This window comes from Kitasatospora sp. NPDC041917 (assembly GCF_055589745.1).
On the sequence record NZ_JBVJBI010000032.1, the window covers coordinates 1 to 21,531 of the forward strand.

Here is a 21,531-nt window from a genome sequence, read left to right on the forward strand (position 1 = left end):
CCGCGACGACGATCTTCGCGGAGGTGGTGGCGCGGGTGGGGGCGGCCGCGTTAGAGCTTGCGAAGTCCACTGAGGACCCTTTCGAGCAGCGTGACATCGGGCGTTCCGCCCGACTCGCCCGCGGCGGCGGGCTGGTGGATGGCGACGAGACCGGCCTCGGCAAGGTCGGCGACGAGGATGCGGGCGACACCGAGCGGCACGCCGGCCAGTGCGGAGATCTCCGCGATGGACTTGACCTCGCGGCAGAGGCTGACGATCCGGGCGTGCTCGGGCAGCAGTCCGCTGGCCCGGTCGGCCGAGCCGGTCGTGGAGATCAGGGCCTCGATGGCGAGCTGGTACCGCGGGCGGGTCCGGCCGCCGGTCATCGCGTACGGGCGGACCAGCGGCTGCTGCTCGTAGCCGTCGGACTGCTGCCCGCCGTAGCCGCTGCCGTACCCGTTGCCGTACGAGCCGGCGGGTGTCGAAGGCGGGGTCATGGGTCCTCCTAGTGCTGCAGCCTTGAGCAGCCGGTTCCAGCTGGGGCGGTGCCAGCTGAGGCGAGATCAGCTGCCTGAGGGTAGCTGAGGGTGGTTCGCCGGGTCCGGTCGGGTCGGACCCGGCGAGGGCAGGTGGGACGGGGTGGACGGATCCGCGCGGGAGCCCCGGGTCAGTGCAGGAGACTGCCCTGGAGTTCCGCGCGGAGTGCGGGGGTGAGGACGGCGCCGGCCCGGTCGACGAGCAGGGCCATCTCGTAGCCGACGAGGCCGATGTCGGAGTCCGGGGCGGCCAGGACGGCCAGCGCCGAGCCGTCGCTGACGGCCATCAGGAACAGGAACCCCCGCTCCATCTCGACCACGGTCTGGTTGACCTCGCCGCCCTCGAAGATCCGGCTCGCACCGTTGGTCAGCGAGGTGAGACCGGAGGCGACCGCCGCCAACTGGTCGGCCCGGTCCCTGGGGAAGCCCTCGGACATGCACAGCAGGAGGCCGTCCGCGGAGACCACCACGGTGTGGGACACCCCGGGGGTGTTGTCCACGAAATTGGTGATCAGCCAGTTCAGGTTCTGTGCGGCCTGGCTCATCTGGTTCAACTCAACGCTCCTGGTGATCTGCGCCGTTGCCGTCGCTCCGGCCACCGAAACTATCGAATCCGGGCTGCTGGGCACCATGCTGGAAGCCCGACTGGTTGGCGGCCTGCTCGGCCCCGACGCGGCGGCCCTGCTGGATGCCGCGGCGCAGGTTGGTTAGCCGGCCGCGGACCTCCTCGGGGGCCCGGGAGACCTGCGGACCGGTCAGCGGCGAGGCCTCGGCGGTGCCGGAGACCAGGTTGGCCTGCGGGGTCCGCCGGGGCAGGCCCGACATGGTGACACCGCTGGTCGAGGGCTCGCGGATCTGCTCGGCCCGGCGCCAGCGCTCGTCGTTCGCGGACGGACGCCACGGCGCGTCGCCGGGCTGCTGGCCCTGCGGCTGCGGCTGCGGAGGCTGCTGCTGGTTCTGCTGCTGGGCCTGCTGCTGCGGAGCCGGCTGGGGCGCCTGCTGCCGGGGTGCCTGTCGCGGAGCCTGCTGCTCCTGGGCCTGCGGCTGGAACTCCGGCGAGGAGGTGCCGGGGCGGCGCGGCTGGTACGACCGCTGCCGCGCCTGCTGGCCGTCGGCCTGCGGGGCCCACGGCTGCTCGCCGCCGGGCCGCTGACCGGCCTCGGACGGACCGGTCGGCAGCGCCATCGGCTCCTGGTACGGCAGCGGCTGCGGCTGCTGCGGCGCCTGCTCCTGGCGCACCGGCTCCGGACGCGGCGGGTTCGGCACGTTCGGCAGCACCGGCTCGACCAGGCCGAGGCCCAGCGGGTCGCGCGGGTCGATCTGGCTGGCCTCGAAGCGCGGGCGGGCGAACTGCTGGGTGCTCTCCACCGGCGCCGGCTCGGCCGACGGCAGCGGCTGGGGCTGCTGCTGGGCCTGCGGCGGCAGCTGCGGCTGACGGTCGCGCTGCGGCGCGTCCGGGCCGGGGCGCTGCGGACCGCGCGGGACCTGGCCGGCGGGCCGGCCGGGGGCACCGGGGGCACCGGGGCCCTGCGGGGCCGGACGTCGCTGCGGCAGGCCGTCCTGCGGACGGTTGCCCGGACGGGCACCCTGCTGCGGCGTGCCGGGACCGCCGGGGCGGCCGTGCTGCGGCTGCTCGCCGGTCCGGGCGCCCGGACCGCCGTCGAACTCGCCGCCGGGACGCTGCCGTTCCTGGCCGGGCCGGCCAGGCTGCTGCTGACCGGCCTGCTGCTGACCGGGCTGGGGCTGACCCGGCTGGGGCTGACCGGGCTGCTGCGGACGGCCGCCGCGGCGCGGCAGGCCGTTCGGGCCGCTCTGCGGCGGGCCCTGGCGGCCCGGGGCGCGCTGCGGCAGACCGCCCTGCTGGGCCTGCTGCGGAGTCTGCTGCTGCGGCGCCTGCGGCTGCTGCGGGGCCTGCTGCTTCTGCTGCGGCTGGGTGGGCCGTCGGCTCTGGCTCTGGCCCTGGCCCTGGCCCTGCTGAGCGCCGCCCTGCGGGGCCGGGTTCTCCCGCAGCGACTTGCCGACCTGGCGGGTCGGCAGACCGCCGGCGGGCGCACCCGGGCCGGCCTGCGGAGCGGGAGCGGCCGGAGCGGCCGGACCGCCCTGGCCGAGCTGCGGGCGACCGCCCTGCGGGGCACCCGCGGCCGGGCCCTGGCCGAGCGCGGCGGGACCGCCCTGGCGGGCGGGCGGCACCTGGCGCTGCTGGCGCGGCGTCGGGGTGACCCCGCGCTGCTGCTTGCCCTGGCCGGAGCCGGCCCGGCCGGTGCCGCGGCGGTCACCCGAATTGGTGACGTCCACGGGGAGCATGACCAGCGCGGTGGTGCCGCCGGAGTCGCTGGGGCGCAGCTGGATGCGGATGCCGTGTCGCAGGGACAGGCGGCCGACCACGAAGAGGCCCATGCGGCGGGAGACCGAGACGTCCACCGTCGGCGGGTTGGCGAGGCGCTCGTTGATCTCGGCGAGGTCGTCGGGGCTCAGGCCGATGCCGGTGTCGTGGATCTCGACCAGCACGCGGCCGTCCGGCAGCGCGTGGCCGGTGACCCGGACGCGGGTCTGCGGGCTGGAGAACGAGGTGGCGTTCTCCAGCAGCTCGGCGAGCAGGTGGACGAGGTCGTTGACGACGCGGCCGGCGACCTCGGCCGACGGCACGGCGGCGAGTTCGATGCGCTCGTACTGCTCCACCTCGGAGGCGGCGGCGCGGAGCACGTCGACCAGCGGGACGGGACGGGTCCAGCGGCGGCCCGGGTCCTCGCCGGCGAGGACGAGGAGGTTCTCGCCGTTGCGGCGCATGCGGGTCGCGAGGTGGTCCAGCTTGAAGAGGTTGGCCAGCTGGTCCGGGTCGGCCTCGCGGCTCTCCAGCTCGGAGATGAGCGACAGCTGGCGCTGGATGAGGCCCTGGCTGCGGCGCGAGAGGTTGGTGAACATCGCGTTGATGTTGCCTCGCAGGAGGGCCTGCTCGGCGGCGAGGCGGACGGCCTCGCTGTGCACCATGTCGAACGCGTGGGCCACGTGGCCGATCTCGTCGGTGGAGTCGACGGCGACCGGTTCGACCGTGGTGTCGACGTCGTGCGGGTCGGCCTCGGAGAGGGTCTTGACCAGCTCGGGCAGACGGCGCTCGGCGACGTCCTCGGCCGCCGCCTGGAGGCGGGTCAGCGAGCGCACCATCGAGCGGGCGATCAGACCGGCGCCACCGAGGGCGACGAGCAGCACCAGGGCGACCGCGACACCGATGATCAGGGCGTCGGCGTCGGCCTGGGACTGGAGGTCCTGGGCCTTGCCGTCCAGGTTCTCGATGAGCTTGGACTCGATCCGGCGCTCGGCGGTGATCTTGGAGCTGGCCTTCTCGAACCAGTCCTTGTAGCTGACCGCCTCGGTCTGGCGGATGCCGCTCTGGGTGAGGATCGTGGAGGCGTAGCGGTCGGCGTCGGCGACCACCGAGTTGTAGCTCAGCTGGCTGCGCAGGTTGTCCAGGTCGTGCGCGGTGTAGATGTTGTTGAAGCTCGCGATCGCGTTGTCGTACGAGCTGCGCAGACGGATACCGAAGGACTCGTCGCTGGGGCTGAGGTCGGGGGTCTTCGGGTTGGCGAGCGCGGCGCTGATCAGGGCCCGCTGCTGCGAGGTCGCGTTCTTCGCCAGCGAGAACTGCTGGAGCGCGCGGGTGGAGACGACCAGGTCCTTGTTGTTCGACGCGAGCGCGATGTCCTGGGTGATGGACAGCAGGTCGCGGATGATCACGTCGTAGGCGGTGATCGTCGACTGGATGTTCTGGTTGTTCTGGTACGGCAGGCTGCGGGTGTCCGCGATCGAGTTCAGGTCCTTGCGGATCTGGAGCAACAGCGCCTTTCCGCCGGACAGTTCGAGGTTCTCGAACTTGTCGGAGGAGGCGGTGAAGGTGCGGCTCAGGTCGTCGGTGGACTTGCGGGCCGCGACGATGTCGTCGTCCAGCGGCGCGGCCGGGTCGTGGGTGATCGGGCCGGCGCTGATGTCGCGCTCGGTCTGGAGCGCGTCCGCGAGGTTGGTCGCCTTCTTGGCCAGGTCGGAGAGGTTGGCCATCTGGGCGAGTTGCTGCGAGTTCTCCATCGAGCTCTGGATGCGCAGGCCACCGAGGACCAGCGAGACCAGCACGGGGAGGGCGAGCAGCGCGATCAGACGGGTGCGGATGCGCCAGTTGCGCATCGCGAGCCGGTTCAGACCGGTGGCGCGGCGCCGGGTCAGGGAGGTGCGGAGTTTGTCCCGGGCGGACTTCCGCTCCTGGCCCTCCTCCTCCGGGTGGCCGACGGCCTCGGGTGTCACCGGCTCGGCCGGGCCGCTGGGGGCCGCCGCCTGTTGAGGGGCTGCCACAGGCTCACGCGACTCCGGGTTACCCGCGGCGCCGCTACCCCTTTTGAAACGTCCCTGCACTGGCGTCGCAACCTCTGGACCGGGCGTCCCGCCGCGTCGCCACGGCCTGGACGGTGTCGAGTTTCCATCCGCACCCCGGCCGGTCCGGGAGAGCGGGCACCGGGGTGGACCACTCCCTACCCACGGTCCGTCGCATTCCAGCACAGCCGGGGAATCCCAACAAGGGCCGCACGAACCGGGCGCCCGGCGCTACCGACCGCTTGCGTCTTCTCACGGACTGTGCGGTAACAGGACCGGAATACCGCCTTTTTCGGACACTCGCCGGATACATGCCAAGCGGACCCGGGGTCGGGAAGAGTCACAGACCTTCCGGAATGCCCCTTATCGGCGAAATGCCGGAAAATCCCGGTGCGGCGATATGTCGGATATCTGCACTTTGCTCGGCATTTTGTGAGCAAAATCACAGTCTAATGTGTAGCTTTGGTCACGGCCTCTGTGGAATGAGATCTCGTAACCTGGCTGTCTCCGGAGCACGGCCCCGATCAGCCTGCCCAGAACCCCTCCGAATCAATCGGAATCCATCAGGCCGGTGCCGATCGCCGCGATCGACCCGGCCATGACCACGAGGTGCTCTCGATGTCCCAGGCGAAGAACGCCACCAAGTCCACGCTGTCCTGCCGCCCCACGGCGAACCCCCGCCGGACGACGCTGGCCTCGGTCGAGGACTTCAGCAAGATCCCGGGCGCCCGCAAGCCCGAGGACGTCGTGACCTACGGCACCGAGCTGCCGGCCGCCACCGCCAACCCGCGCCGCACCCGGCTGATGGTCGCCCCGGTCGTCGTCCTGCAGGACTGACCGCCGCAGCGCCGCGACGAGGGCGCCGTCGTCACCCCGGTGGCGGCGGCGCCCTCGCCGTTGTGCGGCGCCCCCGCGGCCCGCGGCGGCGACCCGCCCGCGCGCCTCGCGGGGCATTCGGCCCCGACCCTCCTGAACAGGGGCAAAGCGGTCGGCCGGGCCCCCACGCGATAGCCTGGAGCCCGATTGACGGGGCCGCGCCCACTGCGGGCGGGGCGCCCACCAGCGCCCGGGCGCGCCCCGGGCGGCCGACGAAGCGAGGGGTGTCCCAGCCGTGCGCATTGCCAGGTTTTCCGTCCGGGAAGGGAGCCCTGCCGCCGGCAGCGTCTCCTTCGGCGTGGTGGAGGGCGACCCTTCCCGGCCCGACTCGCTGGTCGTCCACGCGCTGGCCGGCCACCCGTTCGGCCAGCCCCAGCCCACCGGTGAGAGCTACCGCTTCCAGGACGTCCGGCTGCTCAGCCCGATGCTCCCGAACAAGATCGTGGCGGTCGGCCGCAACTACGCGGCGCACGCGGCGGAGCTGGGCAACGAGGTCCCGGACGCCCCGCTCACCTTCTTCAAGCCGTCCACCTCGGTGATCGGTCCGACCGAGAGCATCGCGTACCCGCCGTTCTCCTCGGACGTCCACCACGAGGCCGAACTGGCCGTGGTGATCGGCCGGATGTGCCGCGAGGTCCCGTTGGACCGGGTGCCCGAGGTGATCCTCGGCTACACCTGCGCCAACGACGTCACCGCCCGGGACGTCCAGCAGCGCGAGGGCCAGTGGGCCCGGGCCAAGGGCTTCGACACGGCCTGCCCGCTGGGCCCGTGGATCGAGACCGACCTCGACCCGAGCGACCTCGCGATCACCTGCACGGTCAACGGCGAGCTCCGCCAGACCGGCCGCACCTCCCTGATGGTCCGCTCGGTCGCCGAGCTGATCGTCCACATCTCCGAGGCCATGACGCTGCTGCCCGGCGACGTCATCCTCACCGGCACGCCCGCAGGGGTGGGCCCGCTCAACGTCGGCGACGAGGTCGCCGTCTCCATCGAAGGCATCGGCACTCTCACCAACAAGGTGATCAAGCGTGGCTAACACTGACCCGGCCGTCCGGGTTCGCTTCTGTCCCTCCCCGACCGGCAACCCCCACGTGGGGATGGTCCGCACGGCCCTCTTCAACTGGGCCTACGCCCGCCACAACGGCGGCACGCTGGTCTTCCGGATCGAGGACACCGACTCCGCCCGCGACTCCGAGGAGTCGTACAACCAGCTGCTCGACGCCATGCGCTGGCTCGGCCTCGACTGGGACGAGGGCCCGGAGGTCGGCGGCCCGGACGCGCCGTACCGCCAGTCGCAGCGGATGGACATCTACGCCGATGTCGCCCGCCGCCTGTACGAGGCCGGCCACGCCTACTACTGCTACTGCTCCACCGAGGAGCTGGACGCCCGCCGCGAGGCCGCCCGCGCGGCCGGCAAGCCCTCCGGCTACGACGGGCACTGCCGCGACCTGACGGACGAGCAGGTGGCGGTCTACAAGCTGGAGAAGCGCGAGCCGATCCTGCGCTTCCGGATGCCGGACAAGACCCTCAGCTTCGACGACCTGGTCCGCGGCACGCTCACCTTCGAGCCGGAGAACGTGCCGGACTACGGCATCGTCCGGGCCAACGGCGCCCCGCTGTACACCCTGGTCAACCCGGTGGACGACGCCCTGATGGGCATCACCCACGTGCTGCGCGGCGAGGACCTGCTCTCCTCCACCCCGCGGCAGATCGCGCTGTACGCCGCGCTCGCCGAGATCGGCGTCGGCAACGGCACCACCCCGCGCTTCGGCCACCTGCCGTACGTGATGGGCGAGGGCAACAAGAAGCTCTCCAAGCGCGACCCGCAGTCCTCGCTCAACATGTACCGCGAGCGCGGCTTCATCCGCGAGGGCCTGCTCAACTACCTGTCCCTGCTGGGCTGGTCGCTGGCCGAGGACCGCGACCTGTTCGACATGGACGAGATGGTCGCCGCCTTCGACGTCACCAAGGTGAACGCCAACCCGGCCCGCTTCGACCTGAAGAAGTGCGAGGCGATCAACGCCGAGCACGTCCGCCGGCTGGCCCCGGAGGACTTCGTCCGCCGCCTGGTGCCCTTCCTCCAGGGCGCCGAGCTGCTGCCGGCCGAGCCCACCGCCCAGCAGCTGGACCTGCTCGCCAAGGTGGCGCCGCTCACCCAGGAGCGGATGGTCGTGCTGAGCGAGATCGTGAACATGGCCGGCTTCCTGTTCGTGGCGCCGGAGAAGTTCGCCCTCGACCCGGACGACGCCGCCAAGGTGCTCACCGCGGACGCCCGCCCGGTGCTGGAGGCCAGCATCAAGGCGCTGGAGGAGCTCGCGGACTTCACCCCGGAGCCGATCCAGGCCGCGCTGCGCGAGGCGCTGGTGGAGGGGCTGGGCATCAAGCCCAAGTTCGCCTTCACGCCGCTGCGGGTGGCCGTCACCGGCCGCCGGGTCTCCCCGCCGCTGTTCGAGTCCATGGAGCTGCTGGGACGCCCGGAGACGCTGCGGCGGCTGCGGGCCGCCCTGGACGCCCTGCCGGCCGCCTGAGCGGGGCGCCGAGCAGGCCGCGGGCCCGGCTTCGTGCCGGGCCCGCGGCGTACCCGGAGGCCGTCCGCAGGCCTCCCGGCCGCTGCCTGGGGTTATCGATTTTGGACCCGGGGCCGACGTCGGGTAATGTTCTTTCTGCGCCGCCCGGGAGGGAACGGACGAGGGAACGAAAGCCCCTCGGAAGGGACCGACCGAGAGGCGCAACGCCTGAGAAGGGCCCGCGAGGGTTCAACTCTGGTGGGGTATGGTGTAATTGGCAGCACGAGTGATTCTGGTTCATTTAGTCTAGGTTCGAGTCCTGGTACCCCAGCGCAGTACATGAGTACAGCACCACAAAAGAAGATCAAGCCCCCGTTGTGTAGCGGCCTAGCACGCTGCCCTCTCACGGCAGTAGCGCCGGTTCGAATCCGGTCGGGGGTACTGATCCCGCAAGGGATCACCTGGAAAGCCCCCGTTGTGTAGCGGCCTAGCACGCTGCCCTCTCACGGCAGTAGCGCCGGTTCGAATCCGGTCGGGGGTACTGATCCCGCAAGGGATCGCCAGGAAGCCCCCGTTGTGTAGCGGCCTAGCACGCTGCCCTCTCACGGCAGTAGCGCCGGTTCGAATCCGGTCGGGGGTACTTCAGAGCAGGAAGCCGGTGGCTGTGTTCTTTCGAGGAACATGCCCATCGGCCCTTGCTTTGTGTTGGGGTATGGTGTAATTGGCAGCACGAGTGATTCTGGTTCATTTAGTCTAGGTTCGAGTCCTGGTACCCCAGCCAGAAATTGGAAAGACCCCGGTCCCCGGGGTCTTTTTGCTTTCCCCGGAAATGCCCCGAAGGGCCCCGCTCCGTTCCGAGCGGGGCCCTTCCGGCTTTCCGCGGGCCCTGCCGCCCGGCGGCGGAGGGGGACGGAGCGCTGTCCATGCGCTAAGACTGCGGTCTCACTCCGCGAGACACAAGTTCAATCTCCGGCGAAAAGCGCCACTCTGGACGGGAGCGGCCCGGGAGTCTCAGGGCGGCGCACACGCTTTGACCTCGACGACACGAGAAGGCCGGCAACGCGGCCGGCTGGAGGGAATCCGATGGGACGGACACTCGCAGAGAAGGTCTGGGACGACCACGTCGTGCGGCGCGCGGAGGGCGAACCCGACCTCCTCTTCATCGACCTGCACCTGCTCCACGAGGTCACCAGCCCGCAGGCCTTCGACGGGCTGCGGCTGGCCGGCCGCACGGTCCGCCGCACCGATCTGACGATCGCCACCGAGGACCACAACACCCCCACCCTGGACATCGACAAGCCGATCGCCGACCCGGTCTCCAGGGTGCAGCTGGAGACCCTGCGCAGGAACGCCGCCGAATTCGGCGTCCGGATCCACTCGCTCGGCGACGTCGAGCAGGGCGTCGTGCACGTCGTCGGCCCGCAGCTCGGCCTGACCCAGCCCGGCATGACCGTGGTCTGCGGTGACTCCCACACCTCGACCCACGGCGCTTTCGGCGCACTGGCGTTCGGCATCGGCACCAGCCAGGTCGAGCACGTGCTGGCCACCCAGACGCTGCCGCTGGCGCCGTTCCGGACGATGGCGGTCACCGTCGAGGGCGAGCTGCCCGAGGGCGTCACCGCCAAGGACCTGATCCTGGCCGTCATCACGAAGATCGGCACCGGCGGCGGCCAGGGCTACGTCCTGGAGTACCGCGGTTCGGCGATCCGGAGCCTGTCCATGGAGGCCCGGATGACCGTCTGCAACATGTCGATCGAGGCCGGTGCCCGGGCGGGCATGATCGCCCCGGACGAGACCACCTTCGCGTACCTCCAGGGCCGCCCGCACGCCCCGCAGGGCGAGGACTGGGACGCCGCCGTCGCGTACTGGAGGACCCTGGGCACCGACGAGGACGCGGTCTTCGACCACGAGATCTTCATCGACGCGAGCGAGCTGACCCCGTTCGTCACCTGGGGCACCAACCCGGGCCAGGGCGCCCCGCTGGGCGCCGAGGTGCCGGACCCGGCGTCCTTCGCCGACCCGCAGGAGCGCCTGGCCGCCGAGAACGCCCTGGCGTACATGGGTCTGGAGGCCGGAACCCCGCTGCGCGAGGTGAAGGTCGACGCCGTCTTCGTCGGCTCCTGCACCAACGGCCGGATCGAGGACCTGCGGGCCGCCGCGGCCGTCGTGGAGGGCCGCCGGGTCGCCGACGGCGTCCGGATGCTGGTGGTCCCCGGCTCCGTCCGGGTCGCCCTCCAGGCCGTCGAGGAGGGCCTGGACAAGGTGTTCACCGCGGCCGGTGCCGAGTGGCGCCACGCGGGCTGCTCGATGTGCCTGGGCATGAACCCCGACCAGCTGGCCCCGGGGGAGCGCTGCGCCTCCACCTCGAACCGCAACTTCGAGGGCCGGCAGGGCAAGGGCGGCCGCACCCACCTGGTCTCCCCGCAGGTCGCCGCCGCGACCGCCGTCCTGGGCCGTCTCGCCGCCCCCTCCGACCTGTCCGCCGACGTCGCTGCCGTGGAGGCCTGAGCCATGGAGAAGTTCACCACCCACACCGGCCGGGCCGTGCCGCTGCGTCGCAGCAACGTGGACACCGACCAGATCATCCCGGCCCACTGGCTCAAGAAGGTCACCCGATCCGGTTTCGAGGGCGGCCTGTTCGAGGCCTGGCGCAAGGACGAGTCGTTCATCCTCAACCGGCCCGAGCGGCAGGGCGCCACGGTCCTGGTGGCCGGCCCCGAGTTCGGCACCGGCTCCTCCCGGGAGCACGCCGTCTGGGCGCTCCAGAACTACGGCTTCCACGCGGTCATCTCGTCGCGCTTCGCCGACATCTTCCGGGGCAACTCCCTGAAGAACGGCCTGCTGACGGTCGTCCTGCCGCAGGAGACCGTGGAACGGCTCTGGGCGCTCACGGAGAGTGACCCTTCGGCCGAGATCACCGTCGACCTGGAGGCGCGCGAAGTGCGTGCCGAGGGCGTCGTCGCGGCCTTCGAACTGGACGACAACGTCCGGTGGCGGCTGCTCAACGGCCTGGACGACATCAGCATCACCCTGCGGAACGAGGCCGACATCGCGGCCTTCGAGGAGACCCGCCCGGCCTTCAAGCCCCGTACTCTGCCGGTCGCCTGAGTTCCCCTCAGAACAAGCATTCTGACGATCCACCGGATGGCCCGTGCCCCCCTCGGGGGGGCCGGGCCATCCGTCGTTCCGGAGCACGAGTTAGCGCCGCGGCCCGCCCCGGATTGCCCATTTGGCTTTGCGGAAGAGGGGCCCGCGCAAGTACAACTGCGGGTAGATGGCACAATCAGTACATGCACCGGCACCATGAACCTCCGTACGCGGGCGGCGAACCCGCGGCTGAGGACTCCATGGGCCGGCCATCCGAACGCCGAATTGACGATCGGCCGGACGTCACCTCCGCACCAGCTGAGGGGCCGGACGACCAGGAAGTCGCAGCGCTCTACGCGCTTGTGGCCGAGCGGTTGAAGCAAGCTCACGCCCGCGTGCATGCGCTGAACGTGTCTGCCGATGCAAAGACCGCTCTCACCCGTCAACTCCTCATCGTCACCGAGGCCGCCAAGCGCGATCTTCCGGAGGCGGCAAGGCGGTTGAGTCGCTTTGTACATGACCTCGACGAGCGGCCCCCGCCGCTCGACTGAGGTCGCCGACGCGCAAATCCATTGCGACACTAGGGTGATTCGCGCGTTTGGTAATTGAAAGTCCGCAGATACATACCTAACGTGCGAAAAGAACGGATGGAATCATCCGGCGCCCGTTTCCGAAGGGGAAGACGTGAACAAGGCTCAGCTTGTCGAAGCGGTGGCCGAGCAGCTGGGCGGTCGCAAGGCTGCCGCAGAGGCCGTCGACGCAGTGCTCGACACCATGGTCCGTGCCGTTGTGGCCGGTGACCGGGTCTCGGTCACCGGGTTCGGCACCTTCGAGAAGGTGGAGCGCTCCGCGCGCTTCGCCCGCAACCCGCAGACCGGCGAGCGGGTCAAGGTCAAGAAGACCTCGGTCCCGCGCTTCCGTCCGGGTCAGGGCTTCAAGGACCTGGTCAGCGGCAGCAAGAAGCTGCCGAAGGAAGGCCCCTCGGTGAAGAAGGCCCCCAAGGGCTCCCTCACCCCGGGCAAGAGCGGCGTGGCCGCCACCCCGGCCGCCAAGCGTGCCGCCACCAAGCGTGCTGCCGCTGCCGCCGCCGCCGCCCCGGCCGCCAAGAAGGCCGCCGTCAAGAAGACGGCCACCACGGCCGCCGTCAAGAAGGCGACCACCACGGCCGCCGCCAAGAAGACCACGGCGACCGCCAAGAAGACCGCCGCGAAGACCACGGCCGTCAAGGCCACCGCCGCCAAGACCACGGCCGCGAAGACCACCGCCGCGAAGAAGACCACGGCGACCGCGACCAAGGCCGCCGCGACCAAGAAGACGGCCGCGGCGAAGAAGGCGACCACCACGGCGGCCGCCAAGAAGACCACGGCCACCGCCAAGAAGGCGACCGCCACGGCCAAGAAGACGGCGCCGGCGAAGAAGACCGCCACCCGCAAGACCACCGCGCGCAAGACCTCTGCCAAGTAAGTCCCGCGCGACCGTCCCAGGACGGCCTTCGGCTCAGAGCCGCGGCACCCCCCTTCCGTGAATTCACGGAGACGGGTCGCCGCGGCTCTTTCGATTTCCGGGCGCTTAGTCAGGAATCGACGGCGTGCGGTGGCACGGGGGAGTTCCGGGCGGTACGGCGGGATGGTCCGCGGGCCGGTCCGGCCGGGCCCGACGGCCCCGGACGGGGCCGTCAGCCCTCGGCGGGGTCCGGGAAGGTCTGGAGCGTCACGAAGACCACCCGGCGGGCCTCGCCGGTGCCCTCGGTGCGGATCCGCACCCGCTGGCCGGGGCGCAGCAGCCGCAGGCCGCCGGCGTCGAAGGCGGCCGCGTCGAACGGCACCGGGGTCCCGTCGTCGAGCAGCACGGAGCCGGCCCGGGTGGCGGGGTCGAAGGTGAACGAGGTGGCCTGCATGCGAGCAGCATAGCGAGCGGGCCGGCCCCGGCCCGGGAGCAGGTCGACGCCCGGGCCGGGACGCGCCGGGGCGGCTCCGGGCGGTGCCCGGGCGGCGACCGGGAGGGCTCAGGAAAGGCTCAGCCGGGCGAACAGCGCGCTGGTGTGCGGGCCGAGGCCGAGCGCCGCGGCCTCGCCGAGGTCCGTCCCGGTGTCCACGTCCCGGCGCACCGACTCCACGTCCGCGAGGCGCAGTTCGAGTGCCCCGCCGGCCGCGTGCCGGGCCCGTGAGCCGTCCCCGAAGGCGGGGGAGAGCGGACGGCCGGGGGTGCAGGCGAGCAGCGTGGTGCCGAGGCCGGGGGTGTCCGGCAGGAAGGCCCGGCCGTCCGCCGGCACCGCGCCCAGCACCCGGGCCAGTTCGGCCGGACGCAGCGCCGGGAGGTCCGCCGAGAGCACCGCCAGCGGGGCCCGCGGGGCCAGGGCCAGGGCGCTCTCGGCGCCGTGCGCCAGCGCCCGGTTGAGGCCTCCGTCGGGCTCGTCGGCGACCACCAGGGCGCCGAGCGCGGTCAGTCGGGCGCCGGCCGCGGCGTCGCGGGTGACCACCAGGACCCGGCCGACCCCGGGGGTGGCCAGGGCGGCGGTGACGGTGTCCAGGGCGAAGGACAGGGCCAGGTCGGCCCGGTGCGGTCCGGCGTACGGGGCCAGTCTGCTCTTCGCCATGGTGAGCGGCTTGAGCGGAAGCACCAGCGACCAGCCGGCGGTGGGTGCGGGGGGCGCGACGGCCCCGCTGGGGCGTACGGTGTCCTGGGTCATCGGCGTCATTCTGACGCCGGTCCCGGAGCCCTCGCCAGGCCGTCCGAGCTGTGCGGACGTGCGTTTGATCACGCCCGCCGGGCGGGTTGGCGCGGTTGCTCGACAGCCGGTGATCGGGCGGGCGACACTGTTCCGCGCCCGCGGCCCGGGCACCGGTGGAATCGGTGCGCGGCACCGGGACGCCATGACCGCGGTAATCCGTGCCGCATCGGATGAGAAGGAGCTGGGGTGGCCCGCCGCTCGTACGCCAAGTTCGGCAACGCCGACTACGGCATCTGGTACCGCTTCGCGGCCGTGCTGGTGAAGCCGGTGACGACCGCCCTGGTGAAGCCCGACTGGCGGGGCTGGGAGCACATTCCGAAGAACGGCGGCTTCATCGCCGCGGTGAACCACAATTCGATCATCGATCCGGTGATCTACGCGCACTGGCAGTACAACAGCGGACGTCCGCCGCGCATTCTCGGCAAGTCCTCGCTGTTCTCGATCCCCTTCATCGGATTCATGCTGCGCAAGACCGGTCAGATTCCGGTGTTCCGCGAGTCCACCGACGCCGCGCAGGCGTTCCGGGCCGCGATCGACGCGGTCAACAGCGGCCAGTGCGTGCAGTTCTACCCGGAGGGCACGCTCACCCGGGACCCGGACCTGTGGCCGATGACCGGCAAGAGCGGTGTCGCCCGGGTCGCGCTGATGACCGGTGCGCCGGTCATCCCGGTCGCGCACTGGGGCGCCCACGAGATCATTCCGCCGTACGGCCGGCCCGGTCTCGGGAAGGGCAGGTTCAACCTGTTCCCGCGGCACAGGGTCACCGTCGCGGCCGGGCCCGCGGTGGACCTGAGCAAGTACCGGGGGCAGGAGCTCACCGCCCAGGTGCTCGCCGACGCGACCGAGGACATCATGACGGCGATCACCGCCGTGCTGGCGGAGGTCCGCGGCGAGGAGCCGCCGGCCGAGCGCTACGACATGCGCAGGGCCGCCCGGGAGCGTGCCGCGGCGGCGCTGGCCGAGCGCCGGCGCGCCAAGGGCGAGCGGGGCAAGGGCACCGAGGAGGCCGGCAAGTGATCCGTTGCGCCGTGATGGGGACCGGCTCCTGGGGCACCGCGTTCGCGCTGGTGCTCGCCGACGCGGGCTGCGAGGTCGTGCTGTGGGCCCGCCGCCAGGAACTGGTGGACGCCGTCAACTCCACCCACGAGAACCCGGACTACCTCCCGGGCGTCCGGCTGCCCGACACCGTGCGGGCGACCACCGACGCCGCCGAGGCGCTGGCCGGCGCCGACTTCGCGGTGCTCGTGGTGCCCTCGCAGACGCTGCGCGACAACCTGGCCGCCTGGACGCCGCTGATCGAGCCGCAGACCGTGCTGGTGAGCCTGATGAAGGGCATCGAACTCGGCACCGCCAAGCGGATGAGCGAGGTGATCGACGAGGTCACCGGGGTCGGCCCGGAGCGCGTCGCGGTGGTCAGCGGGCCCAACCTGGCCAAGGAGATCGCCAACCGGCAGCCCGCGGCCAGCGTGGTCGCCTGCTCCGACGAGGCGGTCGCCAAGCGGCTCCAGGCGGCCTGCCACACACCGTACTTCCGGCCGTACACCAACACCGACGTGGTGGGCTGCGAACTCGGCGGCGCGGTCAAGAACGTGATCGGCCTGGCGGTCGGCATGGCGGCCGGCATGGGGCTCGGGGACAACACCAAGGCGACCCTGATCACCCGCGGGCTGGCCGAGACCACCCGGCTCGGCGAGGTGCTGGGCGCGGACCCGCACACCTTCGCCGGACTCGCCGGGATGGGCGACCTGGTGGCCACCTGCTCCTCGCCGCTGTCGCGCAACAACACCTTCGGCATGAACCTGGGCCGGGGCATGTCGCTCGCGGAGACCATCGCGGCCACCCGGCAGACCGCCGAGGGCGTCAAGTCCTGCGAGTCGGTCCTGGACCTGGCCCGGCGCAACGGGGTCGACATGCCGATCGTCGAGGCCGTGGTGGACGTGGTGCACAACGGGCGGCCGACCCAGGAGGCGCTGCAGACCCTGATGTCGCGTTCGGCGAAGGCCGAGCGGCGCTGAGTCCCCGGTGGCGCCTGCCTTCCGGCAGGGTCTCGCACGGTAGTCTCAAAACCGATATGAGCATCGAACAGTCCTCCCCGAACCGGCCCGACCGGAAGCCGCGCGTCGCGCTGGTCTTCGGCGGGCGCAGCTCCGAGCACGCGATCTCGGTCTCCACCGCGGGCAGTGTGCTCAGGGCGATCGACCGCGACAAGTACGACGTGCTGCCGATCGGCATCACGCACGAGGGCCGCTGGGCGCTGACCAGCGACGAGCCGGCCCGGATGGCCATCACCGACGGGCGGCTGCCGGACGTGGCGCACGTCGCCGAGGGCGTCGACGGCCAGGTCGCGCTGCCGGTCGCCCCGGGCAGCCGCGAGGTGGTCCTGACCGAGCCGGGCAGCGCCCCCAAGGCCCTCGGCGAGGTCGACGTGGTGTTCCCGCTGCTGCACGGTCCGTGGGGCGAGGACGGCACGCTCCAGGGCCTGCTGGAGCTCTCCGGCGTCCCGTACGTCGGCAACGGCGTGCTGGCGAGCGCGGCCGGCATGGACAAGGAGTTCGCCAAGCGGATCCTGGCCTCGCACGGTCTGAACGTCGGCCGCTACACCATCGTGCGGCCGCGCGACTGGGAGTCCGAGGCGGGCCGCGCGGCGGTGCGCGAGCGGGCCGCCGAGCTGGGTCTGCCGCTGTTCGTGAAGCCCTGCCGGGCCGGCTCCAGCATCGGCATCACCAAGGTGAAGGACCTGGCCGACCTCGACGCCGCGATCGAGGAGGCCCGCCGGCACGACCCCAAGCTCATCATCGAGGCCGGCGTGACCGGCCGCGAGATCGAGTGCGGCGTGCTGGAGTTCGAGGACGGCCCGCGGGCCAGCGTGGCCGGCGAGATCCTGGTCGGCGAGGGCTTCGACTTCTACGACTTCGAGGCCAAGTACATCGACTCCTCGGACGTGAAGATCCCGGCGGACCTGACCGCCGAGGAGCTCGCCGAGATCCAGCGCCAGGCGGTCGAGGCCTTCGAGGCGCTCGGCTGCGAGGGCCTGGCCCGGGTGGACTTCTTCCTGCTGGAGGACGGCACCTGGATGATCAACGAGATCAACACCATGCCCGGCTTCACCCCGATCTCGGCCTACCCGAAGATGTGGGAGGCCAGCGGGGTCGCGTACCCGGAGCTGATCGACCGGCTGCTCGGGACGGCGCTGCGCCGCTCGACCGGGCTGCGCTAGCGGGTCCTGCCGCGGAGGGCGGGCCGGGAGCTCCCGGCCCGCCCTCGGTGCGTCCCCCGGGTCGCGGCTCCCGCCGCCGGGCTCAGCCCGGGACGTTGGCCTTGACCGCGCCGGTCAGGGCGGCCGCCGGGTCGAAGGGGTTCTGCGCGGCCCCGGCCGGGACGGTCACCTCGACGTAGGCGGCCCGCATGGTCGTCACGAAGCGGTAGCCGCCGTCGGCGAGCTTCTGCGACCACCAGGTGACGCCGTCGACGCTCGGGGACCAGTCCGCGGCGTGGTCGCCGTCCAGCTCCTCCGGCCGGTCGATGCCGCAGCGCAGCACCGTCCGGGGGGAATCGCCCCAGGCGGCCACGTACGGGGAGGCGGGCGACGGGTCGTTGCGGGCGTGCCCGAGCAGGTCGGCCGGCAGCGCGGCGGCCAGCGACCGGCAGTACCCGGCCGCCCGGCCGCCCGGCTGCGGGACCTCGACCTTCGGGTCGGCCGGCCCCCAGCTGCCGACCAGCGCCACGACGGTGCAGGTCAGGGCGACGGGCAGGGCCAGCCAGCGGACCGGGGCCGGCAGGGCGGTCAGCGCCTCGGGGACGCGGAGTTCTCTGGCCACCCGCCGATGGTAACCGGGGCCCGGGTGGCCGGACGTGCCGGTGCGCCCGGGCCACCGGGGCCCGGGCGCACCGATGCACCGGCCTACAGGTGCACCACCGGGCAGGTGAGGGTGCGGGTGATGCCCTCGACCTTCTGGACCCGGGCCACCACCAGCCGGCCCAGTTCGTCCACCGTCTCGGCCTCGGCCTTGACGATCACGTCGTAGGGGCCGGTGACGTCCTCGGCGGTGAGTACGCCGGGGACCTCGGCGATGGTCCGGGCCACGGCGGTGGCCTTGCCAACCTCGGTCTGGATCAGGATGTATGCCTGTACCACGGGGACCTCCCGGCGGCCGGTTGAGGGGGGATCGCCGCCGTGATCGCCCGGTCAGGCGGATGGGTGGGTGGGCTCACCGGCAGTCTGATCACCACGCTACCTCGCAGCGGGCCGGGGAGGGGAGACCCCGAGGCCCCGGAAGGGCGTACGCTGCGCGCGGGGGAGCGCGACGGGGGCCGAAGACGGATGGAAACGCGAGAGGACGGCAGATGCAGGGGACCGTGGGCGAGCTCGGCGAGTTCGGCCTCATCAGGGAGCTGACCGCCCGGGTACCGCTCACCGACGCGGTCGACCTCGGCCCGGGTGACGACGCCGCGGTGGTGCGGGCTCCGGACGGCCGGGTGGTGGCGACCACGGACGTCCTGATCGAGAACCGGCACTTCCGCCGGGACTGGTCCACCGCCTACGACGTGGGCCGCAAGGCCGCCGCCCAGAACCTCGCCGACGTGGCCGCGATGGGGGCGGTGCCGACCGCCATACTGCTCGGTCTGGTCACCCCCGCTGACCTGCCGACCACCTGGGCCACCGAGTTGATGGACGGGCTGCGCGACGAGTGCCAGGTGGCCGGGGCGACGGTGGTCGGCGGCGACGTGGTGCGCGGCGACACCGTCATGCTGGCCATCACGGCGCTCGGCGACCTCCAGGGGCGTGCGGCGGTGACCCGCGCCGGCGCGCAGGTCGGCGACGTGGTCGCGGTGACCGGCTGGCTCGGCTGGTCGGCCGCCGGCCTGACCGTGCTCCAGCGCGGCTTCCGCTCCCCGCGCGCCTTCGTCGAGGCGCACCGCCGGCCCGAACCGCCGTACCACGCGGGCCCGGCGGCGGCCGAGCTGGGCGCGACCTCGATGATCGACGTGAGCGACGGGCTGGTCGCCGACCTCGGCCACGTGGCCCGGGCCAGCGAGGTGGACATCGACCTGAAGGCCGCCGACTTCGACGTCCCGGCGCAGATGGCCGACATCGGCCAGGCGGTCGGCGTGGACCCGCTGGTCTGGGTGCTCTCCGGCGGCGAGGACCACGCGATCGTGGCCACCTTCCCGCGCGGGGTCCAACTCCCGGCCCGCTGGCGGGTGGTGGGCGAGGTGACCGGCCGCCCGACGGGCAGCCGCAGCGGCCGGGTCACGGTGGACGGCGCCCCCTGGGACCGGGTGGGCGGCTGGGACCACTTCGCCGAGTAGGGCCCGCCCCCGGATCGCGTCGGCCCCGGCGAGGACCCGGGAGGCGGGGCCCCGGCGGGCGGTCCGCGCCGATCCCCGTACGGCGGGCGGCGCGTGACGCTCCGGTGCGCTGGGAACGGGTGTCGAGGGTGCGTTGTGCGTAGGCTTGCGACACCCCAGCCCACCCGCCCGGCGCGGGTGGCCCGACCCACTGCGAGCGGGAGCACACCAGACATGCGCATCGGTGTACTGACCAGCGGCGGCGACTGCCCCGGCCTCAACGCGGTGATCCGCTCGGTGGTGCACCGGGGCACCGACGTCCACGGGCACGAGATCGTCGGCATCCTGGACGGCTTCCTCGGACTGATCGAGGGCCGCACCAGGACGGTCTCGCACGACGACGTCACCGGCCTGCTCACCCTCGGCGGCACCATCCTGGGCTCGGCCCGGGTGCGGCGGGACCGGATCGCCTGGGCGGTGGAGAACGCCAAGACGCTGGCCCGGGAGATCGGCATCGACGCGCTGATCGCGATCGGCGGGGAGGGCACGCTGACCGCCGCCAAGCTGTTCAGCGACGCCGGACTGCCCGTGGTCGGGGTGCCGAAGACCATCGACAACGACATCGACGCCACCGACGTGACCTTCGGCTTCGACACCGCCGTGCACGTCGCGACCGAGGCGATCGACCGGCTGAAGACCACCGCCGAGTCCCACCAGCGCGTCATGGTGGTCGAGTTGATGGGCCGGCACACCGGCTGGATCACCCTCACCGCGGGCATGGCGGGCGGTGCGCACGGCATCCTGATCCCGGAGAAGCCCTTCGACATCGAGGCGGTGGCCCGGATAATCGAGGACCGCTTCGCGCGCGGCAAGAAGTTCGCCATCATCGCCGTCGCCGAGGGCGCCTCCCCGCTGCCCGGCACCATGCGCTTCGACCACGGCGAGGTCGACCAGTACGGCCACCGGACCTTCGGCGGGATCGGCAACCGGCTCGCCCACGAGCTGGAGAACCTGCTCGGCAAGGAGGCCCGCCCGGTCATCCTCGGCCACGTCCAGCGCGGCGGCACCCCGACCGCCCGGGACCGGGTGCTCGCCACCCGGTTCGGCTGGCACGCGGTGGAGGCCGTCCAGCGGGGGGCGTTCGGACACTTCACCGCGCTGCGCCGGACCGGCATCGAACTGCTGCCGATCGGCGACGCGGTGACCAGGCTGAAGACGGTGCCGAAGGACCGCTGGGCGGAGTCCGAGGCGGTGCTCTGAGAGCGCGCCGGTAGGTTGGGGCCCATGGCCCTCCCGTCTCCCACCCCCGCCCCCGGCCGAAGCGCTTCGCACGGCCCCTCCGACGCCACCGCCCGCCTCGCGCCTCCCCGGGTGCTCACCGTCGCCGGCTCCGACTCCGGCGGCGGCGCCGGAATCCAGGCCGACCTCAAGGCGATGCTCGCCCTCGGCGTCCACGGCATGAGCGTGATCACCGCCGTCACCGCGCAGAACTCGCTCGGCGTCCAGGGCTACTGGGAGCTGCCCGCGGAAGCCGTCCGGGCGCAGTTCCGCAGCGTGGTGGACGACATCGGGGTGCAGGCCGTGAAGACCGGCATGCTCGCCTCGGTCGAACTCGTCGAGACCGTCGCCGAGCTGCTGGCCGGGGTGGACGCCCCGGTGGTGGTCGACCCGGTCGGGGTCTCCAAGCACGGGGACGCGCTGCTGGTCGCCGAGGCCGTCGCCACCGTCCGCGAGAAGCTGCTGCCGGTCGCCACCCTGGCCACCCCCAACCTGCACGAGGTGACCCAGCTCACCGGGCTGACCGTCGAGGACGAGTCGCAGATGCTGGACGCCGCCAGGGCACTGGTCGACCTCGGCCCGCGCTGGGCGCTGGTCAAGGGCGGCCACCTGCCGGGCGAGGCCGCCGACCTGCTGTACGGCGGACCGGACGAGGTGCACTGGTTCCGGGCGCCCCGCTACGACAACCGGCACACCCACGGCACCGGCTGCACCCTGGCCAGCGCGATCGCGGCCGGACTGGCCAAGGGCGAGCCGCTGCCGCGGGCGGTGGCCTCGGCCAAGGAGTACATCACCGGCGCGATCGCCGGGGGCTTCGCCCTGGGTGCCGGCATCGGCCCGGTCGACCACGCCTGGCGCTGGCGCTGAGGACCCCGGAAGACGACAGTGGGCG

The 21,531-nt window shown here is 72.4% G+C and carries 20 protein-coding genes and 5 tRNA genes; 18 read left to right on the top strand and 7 right to left on the bottom strand.

Features of this window, described 5'->3' with window-relative positions; genetic code table 11:
• Positions 1–50: 50 nt before the first annotated feature.
• The 3 genes from ACZ6EM_RS29980 to ACZ6EM_RS29990 form a co-directional block, all read right to left on the bottom strand.
• Positions 51–476: a DUF742 domain-containing protein gene (locus tag ACZ6EM_RS29980; RefSeq protein WP_380456468.1), complete on the bottom strand. Its 426-nt coding sequence runs from the start codon at positions 474–476 to the stop codon at positions 51–53.
• Positions 477–646: 170 nt separating this feature from the next.
• Positions 647–1,060, bottom strand: coding sequence for a roadblock/LC7 domain-containing protein (locus tag ACZ6EM_RS29985; protein WP_359915368.1), 414 nt, complete (start codon positions 1,058–1,060; stop codon positions 647–649).
• A gap of 10 nt (positions 1,061–1,070) precedes the next feature.
• Complete coding sequence (locus tag ACZ6EM_RS29990) at positions 1,071–4,853, bottom strand: nitrate- and nitrite sensing domain-containing protein (RefSeq protein WP_465773699.1); 3,783 nt, start codon at positions 4,851–4,853, stop codon at positions 1,071–1,073.
• Positions 4,854–5,489: 636 nt separating this feature from the next.
• Here ACZ6EM_RS29990 and ACZ6EM_RS29995 point away from each other — a divergent pair.
• From ACZ6EM_RS29995 to ACZ6EM_RS30050, 12 genes are all read left to right on the top strand, one after another.
• The gene (locus tag ACZ6EM_RS29995) at positions 5,490–5,708 is read left to right on the top strand and encodes a hypothetical protein (protein WP_359915360.1); all 219 of its coding nucleotides are present in this window, start codon (positions 5,490–5,492) and stop codon (positions 5,706–5,708) included.
• Positions 5,709–5,982: 274 nt separating this feature from the next.
• On the top strand, positions 5,983–6,783 hold the full coding sequence (locus tag ACZ6EM_RS30000) for a fumarylacetoacetate hydrolase family protein (protein WP_359915358.1): 801 nt from the start codon (positions 5,983–5,985) through the stop codon (positions 6,781–6,783).
• Complete coding sequence (gene gltX, locus ACZ6EM_RS30005; protein ID WP_401055058.1) at positions 6,776–8,275, top strand: glutamate--tRNA ligase; 1,500 nt, start codon at positions 6,776–6,778, stop codon at positions 8,273–8,275. Before ACZ6EM_RS30000 ends, gltX begins: the two co-directional genes overlap by 8 nt.
• A 238-nt stretch (positions 8,276–8,513) precedes the next feature.
• A tRNA-Gln gene (locus tag ACZ6EM_RS30010) sits at positions 8,514–8,585 on the top strand.
• A 37-nt stretch (positions 8,586–8,622) separates the two neighbouring features.
• Positions 8,623–8,695, top strand: a tRNA-Glu gene (locus ACZ6EM_RS30015).
• Between the two features lie 27 nt (positions 8,696–8,722).
• A tRNA-Glu gene (locus ACZ6EM_RS30020) sits at positions 8,723–8,795 on the top strand.
• A gap of 26 nt (positions 8,796–8,821) precedes the next feature.
• Positions 8,822–8,894, top strand: a tRNA-Glu gene (locus ACZ6EM_RS30025).
• A gap of 66 nt (positions 8,895–8,960) precedes the next feature.
• Positions 8,961–9,035 (top strand) — tRNA-Gln (locus ACZ6EM_RS30030).
• Positions 9,036–9,337: 302 nt separating this feature from the next.
• Positions 9,338–10,762: a 3-isopropylmalate dehydratase large subunit gene (leuC, locus tag ACZ6EM_RS30035; RefSeq protein ID WP_380543465.1), complete on the top strand. Its 1,425-nt coding sequence runs from the start codon at positions 9,338–9,340 to the stop codon at positions 10,760–10,762.
• Positions 10,763–10,765: 3 nt separating this feature from the next.
• A complete protein-coding gene (gene leuD / locus ACZ6EM_RS30040; RefSeq protein WP_401055301.1) occupies positions 10,766–11,362 on the top strand; it encodes a 3-isopropylmalate dehydratase small subunit in 597 nt (198 codons plus the stop codon).
• 182 nt (positions 11,363–11,544) lie between these two features.
• The gene (locus ACZ6EM_RS30045; RefSeq protein WP_380354200.1) at positions 11,545–11,892 is read left to right on the top strand and encodes an SCO5555 family protein; all 348 of its coding nucleotides are present in this window, start codon (positions 11,545–11,547) and stop codon (positions 11,890–11,892) included.
• Between the two features lie 133 nt (positions 11,893–12,025).
• Positions 12,026–12,805 (top strand): HU family DNA-binding protein, encoded by a 780-nt coding sequence (locus tag ACZ6EM_RS30050; RefSeq protein ID WP_465773700.1) that lies wholly within the window; start codon positions 12,026–12,028, stop codon positions 12,803–12,805.
• 211 nt (positions 12,806–13,016) lie between these two features.
• On the opposite strand, the gene ACZ6EM_RS30055 is transcribed toward ACZ6EM_RS30050, so the two are convergent.
• Both ACZ6EM_RS30055 and cofC read right to left on the bottom strand, forming a co-directional pair.
• Complete coding sequence (locus ACZ6EM_RS30055) at positions 13,017–13,238, bottom strand: hypothetical protein (RefSeq protein ID WP_359900536.1); 222 nt, start codon at positions 13,236–13,238, stop codon at positions 13,017–13,019.
• A 108-nt stretch (positions 13,239–13,346) separates the two neighbouring features.
• Positions 13,347–14,030, bottom strand: coding sequence for a 2-phospho-L-lactate guanylyltransferase (gene cofC / locus ACZ6EM_RS30060; RefSeq protein WP_401054001.1), 684 nt, complete (start codon positions 14,028–14,030; stop codon positions 13,347–13,349).
• Positions 14,031–14,258: 228 nt separating this feature from the next.
• Between cofC and ACZ6EM_RS30065 the strand changes: the two genes are divergently transcribed.
• From ACZ6EM_RS30065 to ACZ6EM_RS30075, 3 genes are read left to right on the top strand one after another with little or no spacing between them, the layout of a single operon-like run.
• Positions 14,259–15,089, top strand: a complete 831-nt coding sequence (locus ACZ6EM_RS30065; RefSeq protein ID WP_401054002.1) for a lysophospholipid acyltransferase family protein — start codon at positions 14,259–14,261, stop codon at positions 15,087–15,089.
• 14 nt (positions 15,090–15,103) lie between these two features.
• Positions 15,104–16,087, top strand: a complete 984-nt coding sequence (locus tag ACZ6EM_RS30070; RefSeq protein ID WP_359900678.1) for an NAD(P)H-dependent glycerol-3-phosphate dehydrogenase — start codon at positions 15,104–15,106, stop codon at positions 16,085–16,087.
• Between the two features lie 56 nt (positions 16,088–16,143).
• Positions 16,144–17,289 carry a D-alanine--D-alanine ligase family protein gene (locus tag ACZ6EM_RS30075; RefSeq protein WP_452179755.1) on the top strand — a complete coding sequence of 382 codons (1,146 nt, stop codon included), beginning with the start codon at positions 16,144–16,146 and terminating at the stop codon, positions 17,287–17,289.
• Between the two features lie 82 nt (positions 17,290–17,371).
• On the opposite strand, the gene ACZ6EM_RS30080 is transcribed toward ACZ6EM_RS30075, so the two are convergent.
• Positions 17,372–17,890, bottom strand: coding sequence for a DUF3515 family protein (locus tag ACZ6EM_RS30080; RefSeq protein ID WP_359900543.1), 519 nt, complete (start codon positions 17,888–17,890; stop codon positions 17,372–17,374).
• A gap of 83 nt (positions 17,891–17,973) precedes the next feature.
• A complete protein-coding gene (locus ACZ6EM_RS30085; RefSeq protein ID WP_359900545.1) occupies positions 17,974–18,207 on the bottom strand; it encodes an Lrp/AsnC family transcriptional regulator in 234 nt (77 codons plus the stop codon).
• A 209-nt stretch (positions 18,208–18,416) separates the two neighbouring features.
• Between ACZ6EM_RS30085 and ACZ6EM_RS30090 the strand changes: the two genes are divergently transcribed.
• From ACZ6EM_RS30090 to thiD, 3 genes are all read left to right on the top strand, one after another.
• Positions 18,417–19,382: a thiamine-phosphate kinase gene (locus ACZ6EM_RS30090; protein ID WP_380543450.1), complete on the top strand. Its 966-nt coding sequence runs from the start codon at positions 18,417–18,419 to the stop codon at positions 19,380–19,382.
• 213 nt (positions 19,383–19,595) lie between these two features.
• The gene (locus ACZ6EM_RS30095) at positions 19,596–20,621 is read left to right on the top strand and encodes an ATP-dependent 6-phosphofructokinase (RefSeq protein ID WP_401056421.1); all 1,026 of its coding nucleotides are present in this window, start codon (positions 19,596–19,598) and stop codon (positions 20,619–20,621) included.
• Between the two features lie 24 nt (positions 20,622–20,645).
• Positions 20,646–21,506 (top strand): bifunctional hydroxymethylpyrimidine kinase/phosphomethylpyrimidine kinase, encoded by an 861-nt coding sequence (gene thiD / locus ACZ6EM_RS30100; protein WP_380543448.1) that lies wholly within the window; start codon positions 20,646–20,648, stop codon positions 21,504–21,506.
• Positions 21,507–21,531: the final 25 nt, after the last annotated feature.